This window comes from Mesorhizobium sp. M0239 (assembly GCF_040321815.1).
Classification (GTDB): Bacteria; Pseudomonadota; Alphaproteobacteria; order Rhizobiales; family Rhizobiaceae; genus Mesorhizobium.
The window spans coordinates 19884-32462 of the sequence record NZ_JAMYSG010000008.1; the positions used below are offsets into that span (position 1 = coordinate 19884).

Sequence of the window (12579 nt, forward strand, 5' to 3'; positions counted from 1 at the left end):
CCTCCGGCGCAAGAACGAATTGGCTTGTCGGTCCAAGATGCCCGCAACGGTTGCATTCGCCGACAGGCAGAACTGATCGAGACTGACGGGTGGGCATCTATCTCCCGATCGCGGAAATTTCCGTCAATATCTTCGTCCTGCTGGCCATGGGCGCGGCGGTGGGTTTCCTGTCGGGCATGTTCGGTGTCGGCGGCGGCTTCCTCATCACGCCGCTGTTGATCTTCTACAACATACCCCCGGCGATCGCTGTCGCCACCGGCGCCAACCAGGTCATCGCCTCCTCCGTCTCCGGCGTCCTTTCGCACATGAAGCGGGGTACGCTCGATTTCAAGCTCGGCGGGGTGTTGCTGGCCGGCGGCATTGTCGGCTCCACCGGCGGCATCTACGTCTTCGCCTTCCTGCGCCGCCTCGGCCAGCTCGACCTGTTCATCTCGCTGCTCTACGTCGTGCTGCTCGGCACCGTCGGCGGGCTGATGTTGGTCGAAAGCGTCAATGCGCTGCGCGCCACGCGCAGCGGTGCGGCGCCGGTGCTGAAGAAATCCGGCCAGCACAACTGGATCCACCGCTTGCCGCTGAAGATGCGGTTCAGGGCGTCAAAACTGTTCGTCAGCGTCATCCCCGTACTTGGCCTTGGCGCCGGTATCGGCTTCCTGTCGTCGATCATGGGCGTCGGCGGCGGCTTCATCATGGTGCCGGCACTGATCTATCTGCTGAAAGTGCCGACCAACGTCGTCATCGGCACCTCGCTGTTCCAGATCATCTTCACCTCCGCCTATACGACGCTGGTCCACGCCACCACCAACCAGACGGTCGATGTCGTGCTGGCCTTCCTGCTGATGGCGGGCGGCGTCGCCGGTGCGCAGTACGGCGCCAAGGCCGGCCAGAGGCTGCGCGGCGAGCAGCTCAGGGCGTTGCTGGCGCTGCTCGTGCTGGCGGTGGCGATACGATTGGCGATCGATCTGTTCGTCACCCCGCCCAACCTCTATTCGCTGTCTGCCGCGGGCCTCAACTGATGAGGGCTCGCAACACATTCGCAACCGCCATTGTCCTGTCGCTGCTTGCGGCCGCCGTGCCGGCGAAGGCACAGGTCCCGCTGACCGAAGGCATCCAGATCGGGCTCTCCACCGACAACGTCTCGATCACCGCCGGCTTTTCCGGGGCCGACCTGACCATCTTCGGTTCGCTGGAAAACCCGGATCCACTCGTCGCGCGCCAAGGCCGTTACGACGTCATCGTCGTGCTCGAAGGTCCGCCCAAGCCGGTGGTGGTGCGCCGCAAGGACAGGGTGCTCGGCGTCTGGGTCAATCTGGACTCCGAGACCTTCGAAAACGTGCCCGTCTCCTATTCGGTGGCGACGACGCGGCCGCTGCAGGACATCACCGAACCCAACAGCTACAAGCAGCTGTCGCTCGGCGCCTCCAACCTCTATATGCAGCCCGCCGATGCCGGCGACAGCCCGGCGACGATCGAGGAGTTCACGGCGGCACTGCGGGAGCGCAAGTCGGCGACCGGCCTCTACAGCGAGAATGTCGGCGGCGTGCAATTTTTGTCGCAGAACCTTTTCCGCGCCACCGTCAGGCTGGCACCGAATGTGCCAGTTGGAACCCATAAAGCCCGCGCGTTCCTGTTCAAGAGCGGCCTGTTCATCAAGGAAAGCTCGGCCCAGCTCGAAATCCGCAAATCCGGTTTCGAGCAGTCGATCTTCCGTGTCGCGCACAATTATTCGTTCCTCTATGGCGTCTTCGCGATATCGCTGGCCATGCTGACTGGCTGGCTTGGAAGGCTGATCTTCCGGCGGGACTAATGCATGTCGCCCAAAAGTGGCCCCGGTTTTGGGAGAACGACATGCATCGAATCAAGACCTGAAGTGCGTCGCGTGAATCCGCTCAAACGCGACGCACTTCAGAACTTTCCCGAAAAGTGGTTTCCCTTTGCCGAGGCATGCGGTAGACCGCGCTCCCCGGCCAAATGGCACACACAAACAATTCGGTTCGGCAGAGCAGCCCGTCCCCGGACAGCGCGCGATTTCTCATGGCGCCTCTTGGCTCGCCGACGACAAATACAGGAACTTGTCATGCGACCAGCCTTCGGCGGCATCGACTTCGGGACTTCGAACTCCACCGTTGGCGTGGTCCGCAACGGGCAGCCGCGGCTCGTCGTGCTTGAGGACGGCCAGGTGACGCTACCCAGTGCCGTATTCTTCAACTTCGAGGACAACCGCACCTGCTTTGGCCGCCACGCCATCGCCAACTACACCGACAGCGTCGAAGGCCGGCTGATGCGTTCTCTGAAGAGCGTGCTCGGCAGTTCGCTGGCCCATGAAAAGACCCGCATCAAATCGCGGTCGATCGGCTTCATGGAGATCGTCGGCATGTTCCTCGGCCATCTCAAGAAGAGGCTGGAAGCAGATGCCGGCGATACGGTCGAGACCGTCGTGCTTGGCCGGCCGGTGCAATTCGTCGATGACGATGCCGAGGCCGACGCGAAGGCGCAAAGCGAACTCGAGAACGCCGCGTGTGCCCAGGGCTTCAAGCACATCGCTTTCCAGTTCGAGCCGATCGCGGCGGCGCTCGACTACGAGCAGAAGGTGACGCGCGAGGAACTGGCGCTGATCATCGATATGGGCGGCGGCACGTCGGACTTCTCGATCGTGCGCGTTTCACCGCAGCGCTCCCGGTCGCTCGACCGCAAGGACGACATCCTGGCCAGCCGGGGCGTCCACATCGGCGGCACGGATTTCGATCGGCAGCTGAGCATCGCCCATGTGATGCCGCAGCTCGGCTATTTGACGCCAACCAAGGACGGCAAGCGCAATCTGCCGGCAAGCTACTTCATCGATCTGGCGACATGGCAGCGCATCAATCTGGTCTACACCGCCAGGGCGATGACGCATCTGCGCCAGATCCGCTACGAGGCCGAGCGCGCCGACCTGGTCGGCCGTTTCATCCACATCGTCGAACACCGCTATGGACACGCGCTGGCGGCACTCGTCGAGAAGGCCAAGATACAGCTGACCGACAGATCGTCCGCAGATGTCGTGGTGAAGCTGCCGGGTGCGGAGTTCGCCGCCGAAATCACGCGCAACGGGCTGGATGCCACGATCGCCAGGGATATCGAGCGTGTCACAGCAACGGTGGCGCAGACCATCCGTGACGCTGAGGTGAAGCCATCCGACATCACCGCGGTGTTCCTGACTGGCGGATCGACCGCGATCCCGCTGGCCAGACGAGAAATCCTGTCGCTGGTGCCGCAGGCGTCCGTCATCGAAGGCGACATGTTCGGCTCGGTCGGACTTGGGCTGGCGCTAGATGCCCAACGGAAGTTCGGCTGATCAGGGTCCATTGATATTCAGGTGATGCCGGCCTGCAAATGGCTGGTACCTGCGCTTCCGGTGCTCACGTACTTTAAGTACGCTCCGCTCCGGTTCTCGGCGTCAGCCATTTTCGACTCGGCCTGACCTGAATCTCAACGGACCCTATCTTGGCGCGGACCCGTTCATCTCCGTACCCAGATGTGCCTTGAGCGCCATCTGGGCCAGGCTTGCCTGGCGATCGCGATGAGTGATCATGGCGAAGTCGCGTTTCGGCAGTTCGAGCGGCACCGATCTCAGACCGCCTTCGGCCACGGCGCGGGCCACGACAAGCTCCGAAATGATGGTGGCGCCGGCTCCTGCCTCGACCGCCTGGCGGATAGCCTCATTACTCGGCAGCACCAGGAATATCTGGAGGTCGGCGAGCGAAATCCCTTCGTGGCGCGCCAGATCCTCCAGCACCTCGCGCGTACCCGAACCACCCTCGCGGATGATCCAGCGCAGGCCCTTGATGTCAGGGCGGCCGGGCGCGACTTCGGGGATCTCCGGATGCGCGCTGGCAACCACCAGCATCAGCCTGTCGACGTCGACCTTGGCGCGGCGCAATATGTCGGACTCGGTGCGGCCTTCGACCAGGCCGAGATCCGCGGCGCCATCGAGGACATTGGCCTCGACCTGCCTGGTGTTGCCGATGGAGACGCTTAGCCTGACGGCCGGATAGGCTTCGTGGAAGGAAGCCAGCCGGCGCGGCAGCCAATAGCTGGCGATGGTCTGGCTGGCGGCGATCGAGAGGCTGCCGGTGACGGTCTGTGAGACATGCTCCAGCACATTGCGCGCGGCGGCGGCCCGCTCGAGCACGGCCTTGGCCTCCGGCAGGAACCGGTGGCCGGTCTGGGCAAGCTCGATGTTGCGGCCGACGCGGTTGAACAGATGGACGCCGTGCTGTTCTTCAAGCGCCCGGATGGCGGCCGATGCGGCCGACTGCGAAATGCCCAGCAGTTCCGCCGCCTTGGTCATATGGCCGCGCTCTGCGACGGCGACGAAAATCCGCAACTGGTCCAGGGTCATGTCTGCATTAAGAACCAATATCGATCGAATTTACAAGAACAACTGATTAGACGGATCGATAGCTTTATTCTAAGTTTTTGGGTGAAGTTAGAAAAAATTCGCCGAGAGATCGCAGAGAGCAGAATGGTCGGGCGGTTCAGATCCCTGCTTGCGCATTGGACCCGCGGCATAAGACGGCGGCTGGCCGGCGATCGCTACCACCCGGAAGAGCATTACATGCGCGGCCCCGGACCGAAGACGCGGGCCAAATCCATGGGCCGTACAGGCGCCACCGGATCATGATGCAGGGACCGCCGCGCGGCGCGAATTCGGCACCATCGCAACGCCCGCTTGCCGACACGCGAGCGCCTGACGAAGGCGACGGCGTCGACACCTCGCCTGATGTTTCCGACAGCATCGCCAAGACGACCTGCTACATGTGCGCCTGCCGCTGCGGCATCGATGTGCACATCAAGGATGGCAAGGTCCGCTACATCAACGGCAACAAGGACCACCCGGTCAATCGCGGCGTGATCTGCGGCAAGGGCAGCTCCGGCATCATGCAGCACTACAGTCCGGCAAGGCTGAAGAAGCCGCTGCTGCGCACCGGCCTGCGCGGCTCTGGCGAGTTCCGCGAGATCGAATGGGAAGAGGCGTTTTCGATCGCCACCGAACGGCTCTCGGCGATCCGCCGGACCGACCCCAAGAAACTGGCCTTCTTCACCGGCCGCGATCAGTCGCAGTCGCTGACCGGCTGGTGGGCGAGCCAGTTCGGCACGCCGAACTTTGCCGCCCATGGCGGCTTCTGCTCGGTCAACATGGCGGCCGGCGGTCTCTACACGATCGGCGGTTCGTTCTGGGAATTCGGTGAGCCCGACTGGGACAACACCCGGTATTTCATGCTGTTCGGCGTCGCCGAGGATCACGATTCCAACCCGATCAAGATCGGCCTCGGCAAACTCAAGGCGCGCGGCGCCAAGGTCGTCTCGATCAACCCGTGCCGCACCGGCTACAATGCCATCGCAGACGACTGGATCGGCATTCGGCCCGGCACCGATGGGCTGTTCGTATTCGCCCTCATCCACGAATTGCTCAAGGCGGGCCGCGTCGATCTCGATTATCTGCTGCGCTACACCAATGCCCATGTTCTCGTCGTGCAGGAGTCGGGTGCCGCCGATGACGGGCTGTTCGTGCGCGACGCCGACGGAAATCCCCTGGCGTGGGACAGGGTTGCGAAGACGCCTGTCGGCGCCACTGATGCCAGTGCGAAGCCGGCACTGACGGGCAGCTTCACGATCGGCGGGCGCCACTGCGTCCCGGTGTTTCAGCTCATCGCCGACCGCTACCTCGATGAGAGCTATGCGCCGGACGCGGTCGCCGAGCGTTGCGGCATTGCCGCCGATACGATCCGCAGGATCGCCGCCGAACTTGCGCATGTCGCCTTCGAACAGACGATCGAACTGCCGATCGCCTGGACCGACTGGGCCGGGCGCCGGCACGAGACCATCAAAGGGCGGCCTGTCTCGATGCACGCCATGCGCGGCATCTCGGCCCATTCGAACGGCTTTCACACCTGCCGCGCCATCCATCTCCTCCAAGTGTTGCTGGGCACGGTGGATGTTCCCGGCGGTTTCCGTTTCAAGCCGCCCTACCCCCGCTCCGCTCCGCCAGGACCGAAGCCGGCCGGCAAAACCGTCAAGCCGATGACGCCGCTTGACGGCATGCCACTCGGTTTCGTCTGCGGGCCGGACGATTTGCTTGTCGATGAGGCCGGCACACCGCTTCGTATCGACAAGGCTTATTCCTGGGACGCGCCGCTGGCCGCGCACGGCCTGATGCACACCGTCATCCGCAATGCCTGGGCCGGCGACCCGTACCCGATCGATACGCTGATGATGTATATGTCGAACATGGCGTGGAATTCCTCGATGAACACCGTTGAGACCATTGCCATGCTGACCGACAGCGACGAAGCGGGCAACTACAAGATTCCCTTCATCATCTATTCCGATGCCTATTATTCCGAGACCGTGCCGTTCGCCGACCTGGTGCTGCCGGATACCACCTATCTCGAGCGGCATGATTGCATCAGCCTGCTCGACCGGCCCATCAGCCATGCCGACGGACCGGGCGACGCCATCCGCTATCCCGTCGTCGAGCCGGACCGCGACGTCAGGCCGTTCCAGTCGGTGCTGATCGAACTCGGCGCCCGGCTCGGCATGCCCGGTTTCGTCGATGAGGACGGCACGGCCAAATACCGCGACTACGCCGACTACATCGTCAATCATGAGCGCACGCCCGGCATCGGCCCGCTCGCCGGCTGGCGCGGCAAGGATGGGACCTCGACCGGCAGGGGCGAGGCCAACCCGGATCAGTTGCAGCGCTACATCGACAATGGCGGCTTCTGGCATCACGATTTCGCCGACGACCAGCGCTACTATAAGATGGCCAACCGCTCCTATCTCGACTTCGCGGTGCAGATGGGCTTCATCCCCAAGGCGGAGCCAATCGTCTTCCAGCTCTATTGCGAGCCGATGCAGCGCTTCCGCCTCGCCGCGCGTGGGTATGGCCCCGTATTGCCGCCAAAGGGCGATCGCCAGCGCATCGAGACCTACATGGACCCGCTGCCCTTCTGGTACATGCCCTTCGAGGAAGCGGTCGTCGACCTCGAAAAATATCCGCTGCATGCGCTGACGCAGAGGCCCATGCACATGTACCATTCCTGGGGATCGCAGAATGCGTGGCTGCGGCAGATCACCAGCCAGAACCGGCTGTTCGTGCATCACCGGACGGCAGCCGGCCTTGGCCTTGTCGATGACGACTGGGTGTGGATCGAAAGCATCAACGGCAGGGTGAAGGGGCAGATCAAGCTGATCGACGGGGTCAACGAAAGCACGGTCTGGACCTGGAACGCCATCGGCAAGCGGCGCGGCAGCTGGGGGCTGAAGGACGACGCGGCCGAGAGCAACCGTGGCTTCCTGCTCAACCATATCATCGGCGACCAGACCTCGGCCGATGCACAGGGCAAACGCTATTCGAATTCCGATCCGGTCACAGGCCAGGCCGCATGGTTCGACCTGCGCGTGCGCATCGTCAAATGCGCTGTCGAGGAAGCCGGCTTCACCGAGCCGCAATTCGAGCGTTTCCGGCAGCCGCCGCATTTCGAACCCTCACCCGACATCCTTCGCTTCGGTGCCGAATTCCGCAGGGCAAGAGAGGCGACCGAATGACCTGTCTGCCAAGCCAAAGCGGCAAGAAGCTCGGCCTCGTCATCGATCTCGACACCTGCGTCGGCTGCCAGGCCTGCGTCACCGCCTGCAAGGAATGGAACACCGGCGGCCACATGGCACCGCTGACCGACATCGACCCCTATGGCGGCCATGTCGACGGCGTCTGGTTCAACCGCGTGCACGCTTACGAGCACACGACCGAGATGGGCGGGCGCACCGTCAATTTTCCGCGTTCCTGCCTGCATTGCGAGACACCGGCCTGCGTCACCGTCTGCCCGACCGGCGCCTCCTACAAGCGGGCCTCGGACGGCATCGTGCTGATCGACGAGGACAAGTGCATCGGCTGCAAATTGTGCAGCTGGGCCTGTCCCTATGGCGCGCGAGAATTCGATACGGACGTCGGGGTGATGAAGAAGTGCACGCTGTGCGTCGACCGCATCTACAATGACAATCTGGCCGAAGAGGACCGCGTACCGGCCTGCGTCGCCGCCTGCCCGACCAGCGCCCGGCATTTCGGCGATCTCGGCGATCCCCTATCGGCGGTTTCGCAACTGGTGGCGGAGCGTGGCGGCGTCGACCTGATGCCTGAGCTCGGCTATCGCCCGACCAACAAATACCTGCCGCCGCGCGCCCACACCACGCGCGCCGCATCGGTGGCAGCACCCGCACTCGAACCGGTGGGGGCCGAAGGCGGTTTCCTCGGCTGGGTCGACCGCATGCTTTCGAACTGACCCATGCATCCAGCCTTCTCCGTCGTCTTCTTCACCACCGCCACCGGGGCGGGCTACGGCCTGCTCGCGCTGCTGGGCGTGCTCGGAGGATTCCAGATCATCCCACCCGATTTCTGGCTGGGCTTCATCGGCATGGGGCTGGCGCTCGGCCTGATCGTAGCCGGACTGTTGTCCTCGACTGGCCACCTCGGCAGACCCGAACGCGCCTGGCGGGCGTTCTCGCAATGGCGCAGTTCATGGCTGTCGCGCGAAGGCGTCGCCTCGGTCATCACCTTCATTCCGGCGGGACTGTTTGGCATCGGTTGGGTATTTTTTGGCCGCACCAGTGGCTGGGTGGCCATTGCCGGATTGCTGGCGGCCTGCGGCGCGATCGTCACCGTCTGCACCACAGGCATGATCTATGCGTCGCTGAAGCCGATCGCCCAGTGGCACAGCCGCTACACTCTACCGGCCTACCTCATCTTCTCGGCGATGACCGGCAGCGTGCTGCTGAACGCGCTGCTGCAGGGATTTGCTCTCGGCTCGAAGATGCTTCTGGCGGCTTGCTTGCTGCTCACCTTGCTCGGCTGGGGCTGGAAGCTCGCGACCTGGCGCTACAACGACCGATTGGAGATCGCGACCACCGCCAACACCGCGACCGGGTTGGCCGGAGGCACGGTGCGGTCGCTGGAATGGCCGCATACCGAGGAAAACTACCTGCTCAAGGAAATGGGTTTCCGCATCGCGCGCAAGCACAGCGCGCGGCTGCGCCACATCACGCAGCTTCTGGCCTTCGTGTTGCCCTTGGGGCTGCTCGCCATTGTGTTCGCCCTGCCATGGCCGCTGGCAGCGTTGCTGACGGTACTTGCTGCTGCAATCCAGTTCGCCGGCATGCTGGTCGAACGTTGGCTGTTCTTCGCCGAGGCGAAGCACACGGTTACGCTCTACTATGGCAGGTAAGGTTGTTTAGCCCGGCCGCAGCATCGAGCCGGAAATGGCAAAGATGCGTTGGGCGCCCAGCATATAAGCCATCAGCGTGTCCAGCCGGAACAGCCCGGCATAGGCGCGGTCGAGCACGTTGAGCGAGCCGGTATAGGCGCCGAAGGCCGGCATGATCATGCGGCCGCCGTCGCCGGCAAAGCAGCGGCGCCGCACCGAGCGGCCCTGCTGGACTATACGGGCGCAGGGGTGCAGATGGCCCGCTATTTCGCCTTCGACACGCTGCTTCGACGGCTCATGCCGGAACAGCAGCGAGCCTGTAGCAAGTTCACGCACCGTTTCGCCGGGCAGATCGGCTGGCGCTTCCGGGTCGTGATTGCCGGTGACCCAGAACCATTGCCGGCCGGCCATCAGTGCTTCCAGCCGCTCGCGGAAACTTGCGTGCATACGTTGGGCGCCGCCGCCATCGTGAAAGCTGTCGCCCAGGCTGATGACGATCGACGGCTGGTAGTCCGATATCACGGCCTGAAGCCGCAGCAAGGTCGCACCGGTGTCGTAGGGCGGAATCAGCGTGCCGCGGCGTGCCAGCGACGAACCCTTTTCCAGATGCAGATCGGACACGGCCAGAAGCCGCAGATCCGGAAAATAGAGCACGCCGCGCGGGTCGCAGACAGCGCGCTCGCCGGCGATGCCGACGAGATCGGCCTCGGCGATCAGCGATGTGCGCGCCAGCGAAAAATTCATTCCTCAGCCATTCCCGGCCCCATGGCCTCCTCGACCAATGTCGCCGCATCCATCAAAAGCGTTTCATCGGCTTCGCCATGGACCGGCATCTTGCCGATCTCGAGCATGATCGGCACAGCGAGCGGCGATATCTGTTCGAGTGCCTTATGCACGATTCGACCCTGGATGCGCGAGAGCATGTCGGCAAGTCTGCTGACATCGAGCAGGCCGGTCGCTGCGTCGGCGCGTGTTGCCTGCAGCAGAATGTGGTCCGGTTCATGGCTGCGCAGCACATCGTAGATCAGGTCGGTCGAGACCGTGACCTGGCGGCCGCTCTTTTCCTGGCCGGGGTGGCGTTTCTCGATCAATCCCGAAATCAGCGCGCAATTGCGGAAAGTGCGCTTGAGAAGCCAGCTGTCGGCCAGCCAGGCTTCGAGGTCGTCTCCAAGCATGTCCTGGTCGAAAAGCGCGCCAAGCGAAGGCTTCCTGGCTTTGAACATCGCGCCCATGTCGCCCAGTGACCATATCGCCAAGGCATAATCGGTGGCGACGAAGCCGAGCGGCCTGGCTCCTGCCCTGTCGAGACGGCGGGTGAGCAGCATGCCGAGCGTCTGGTGCGCCAGCCTGCCCTCGAACGGGTAAGCCACCAGATAGTGGCGGTTGCCTCGTGGAAAGGTCTCGATCAGCAGGTCGTCGCGTTTGGGAAGCACCGATTTGTCGGCCTGGTATCGCAGCCAGTCGGCGACCTGCTCGGGCAGCTTCTTCCATCGCTGCGGGTCGTCCAGCATGATGCGGACCTGTTCGGCGAGATAGGTCGAAAGCGGGAACTTGCCGCCGCCATAGTAAGGCACCTTGGCATCGCTGCCGGGCGCGTTCGACACGAAGCATTCATTCTCGCGGATGCCTTCGAAGCGCAGAACCTTGCCGGCGAACATGAAGGTGTCGCCATGCGTCAACGTTTCGAGGAAGGCCTCCTCGATCTTGCCGAGAACCCGGCCGCCGCGCGAAGCCGCACCTTTGCCGCCGGCCTTGATATAGCGCACATTCAGCGCCGGAACCTCGATGATGGTGCCGACATTCAGCCTGTATTGCTGGGCGACGCGCGGATTGGACACCCGCCAGAATCCATCCTTGTTCAGGCGTATGCGGGCGTAGCGCTCGTAATTCTTGAGCGCATAGCCGCCGGTGGCGACGAAATCGATGACGCGGTCGAAAGTCGGCCGGTCGAGGCCGGCATAGGGTGCTGCCGTTCGCACTTCCTCGAACAGATCATCGGCACGGAATGGCGCGCCGCAGGCGCAGCCGAGCACATGCTGGGCCAGCACGTCGAGCCCGCCATCGATCAAGGGAGGCGTGTCCTGCGCGCCGAGATAGTTGGCGTCGAGGGCGGCCCGGCATTCCAGCACCTCAAAGCGGTTGGCCGGGATGAGGATCGCCTTGGACGGCTCGTCCATGCGGTGGTTGGCGCGGCCGATGCGTTGCGCCAGCCGGCTCGCCCCCTTCGGCGCACCGACATGCACAACCAGATCGACATCGCCCCAGTCGATGCCGAGGTCGAGCGTCGAGGTGGCGACGATGGCGCGCAGTGCGTTTTCCCCCATCGCCTTTTCGACGCGCCGGCGCTGGGCGACGTCGAGCGAACCGTGATGCAGCGCGATCGGCAACGTATCCTCGTTGACCCGCCACATTTCCTGGAACAGAAGCTCCGCCTGGCTGCGCGTGTTGACGAACAACAGGGTCGTCTTGTGGCGCTTGATCTCGCGATAGATTTCCGGCGTGGCGTAGCGCGCCGAATGTCCCGCCCATGGCACCCGCTCTTCGGAATCGAGGATGGAAATCTCCGGTTTCGCGCCCCCGGTGACGACGATCAGTTCGGCCATGTCATGGCCTGTCGAACCCTTGGGCGGATTCTGGCTGACCAGCCAGCGCCGCAACTCGTCCGGCTCGGCCACCGTCGCCGACAGCCCGATGGTTTGCAGACCAGGGACAAAGCTGCGCAACCGCGCCAGACCGAGCGCCAGCAGATGTCCGCGTTTCGACGTCACCAGCGAGTGCAGTTCGTCGAGCACGACGTAGCGCAGATCTTCGAAGAAACGTTTTGCATCGCCTGCCGCTATCAGCAGCGCCAGTTGCTCGGGCGTGGTCAGCAGGATGTCGGGCGGCACCAGCTTCTGGCGCTGGCGCTTGTGCGCCGGCGTGTCGCCGGTGCGCGTCTCGATGGTGACGGGCAGGCCGATCTCTTCCACCGGCTTGCCGAGATTGCGCTCAATATCGACGGCAAGCGCCTTCAGCGGTGAGATGTAGAGCGTGTGGATACCGCGACGCGCCTGGCCCGGCTTTCTCTTGGGCCGGTTGGCCAGTTCGGTCAGCGAAGGCAGGAACCCGGCCAGCGTCTTGCCGGCACCGGTCGGCGCAATCAGCAGGACTGATTGCCCGGCCTGGGCTTTCGCCAGAAGTTCGATCTGATGGGCGCGCGGCGACCAGCCTTTCTCACCAAACCATCTGATGAATGGTTCGGGCAGGGCCACGGCGGCATTCTGTTCGGCAAGGCGCGGCTGCTCTGTCACCCGCCAGAGGTAGCGCGACGGCGGCTAATCGCCAAGAAGAATCGGAACAAAAG

At 63.7% G+C, this 12579-nt stretch carries 9 protein-coding genes; 6 read left to right on the forward strand and 3 right to left on the reverse strand.

Going from position 1 to position 12579, the window contains the following annotated elements:
* Window positions 1-89: 89 nt before the first annotated feature.
* The 3 genes from NKI99_RS09955 to NKI99_RS09965 all read left to right on the forward strand — a co-directional run bounded on the left by NKI99_RS09955 (window position 90) and on the right by NKI99_RS09965 (window position 3331).
* Window positions 90-1013 (forward strand): sulfite exporter TauE/SafE family protein, encoded by a 924-nt coding sequence (locus tag NKI99_RS09955; RefSeq protein ID WP_023811359.1) that lies wholly within the window; start codon window positions 90-92, stop codon window positions 1011-1013.
* Window positions 1013-1804 carry a TIGR02186 family protein gene (locus tag NKI99_RS09960; protein ID WP_027161734.1) on the forward strand — a complete coding sequence of 264 codons (792 nt, stop codon included), beginning with the start codon at window positions 1013-1015 and terminating at the stop codon, window positions 1802-1804. The genes NKI99_RS09955 and NKI99_RS09960 overlap by 1 nt, the downstream gene beginning before the upstream one ends.
* A 270-nt stretch (window positions 1805-2074) precedes the next feature.
* Entirely contained in the window at window positions 2075-3331 is a 1257-nt protein-coding gene (locus NKI99_RS09965) for an Hsp70 family protein (protein WP_352610738.1), read from the forward strand.
* 144 nt (window positions 3332-3475) lie between these two features.
* On the opposite strand, the gene NKI99_RS09970 is transcribed toward NKI99_RS09965, so the two are convergent.
* Entirely contained in the window at window positions 3476-4378 is a 903-nt protein-coding gene (locus NKI99_RS09970; RefSeq protein WP_128304351.1) for a LysR substrate-binding domain-containing protein, read from the reverse strand.
* Between the two features lie 278 nt (window positions 4379-4656).
* On the opposite strand from NKI99_RS09970, the gene NKI99_RS09975 reads away from it, so the two are divergent.
* The 3 genes from NKI99_RS09975 to NKI99_RS09985 are packed head-to-tail and all read left to right on the forward strand — an operon-like array spanning window position 4657 to window position 9257.
* Window positions 4657-7587, forward strand: coding sequence for a molybdopterin oxidoreductase family protein (locus tag NKI99_RS09975; RefSeq protein WP_164892953.1), 2931 nt, complete (start codon window positions 4657-4659; stop codon window positions 7585-7587).
* The gene (locus NKI99_RS09980; protein ID WP_352610739.1) at window positions 7584-8318 is read left to right on the forward strand and encodes a 4Fe-4S dicluster domain-containing protein; all 735 of its coding nucleotides are present in this window, start codon (window positions 7584-7586) and stop codon (window positions 8316-8318) included. Before NKI99_RS09975 ends, NKI99_RS09980 begins: the two co-directional genes overlap by 4 nt.
* Window positions 8319-8321: 3 nt before the next feature.
* A complete protein-coding gene (locus tag NKI99_RS09985; protein ID WP_128304350.1) occupies window positions 8322-9257 on the forward strand; it encodes a dimethyl sulfoxide reductase anchor subunit family protein in 936 nt (311 codons plus the stop codon).
* A 6-nt stretch (window positions 9258-9263) separates the two neighbouring features.
* On the opposite strand, the gene pdeM is transcribed toward NKI99_RS09985, so the two are convergent.
* A complete protein-coding gene (pdeM, locus tag NKI99_RS09990; RefSeq protein WP_128304349.1) occupies window positions 9264-9980 on the reverse strand; it encodes a ligase-associated DNA damage response endonuclease PdeM in 717 nt (238 codons plus the stop codon).
* A complete protein-coding gene (locus NKI99_RS09995) occupies window positions 9977-12526 on the reverse strand; it encodes a ligase-associated DNA damage response DEXH box helicase (protein ID WP_352610740.1) in 2550 nt (849 codons plus the stop codon). The genes pdeM and NKI99_RS09995 overlap by 4 nt, the downstream gene beginning before the upstream one ends.
* Window positions 12527-12579 lie beyond the last annotated feature (53 nt).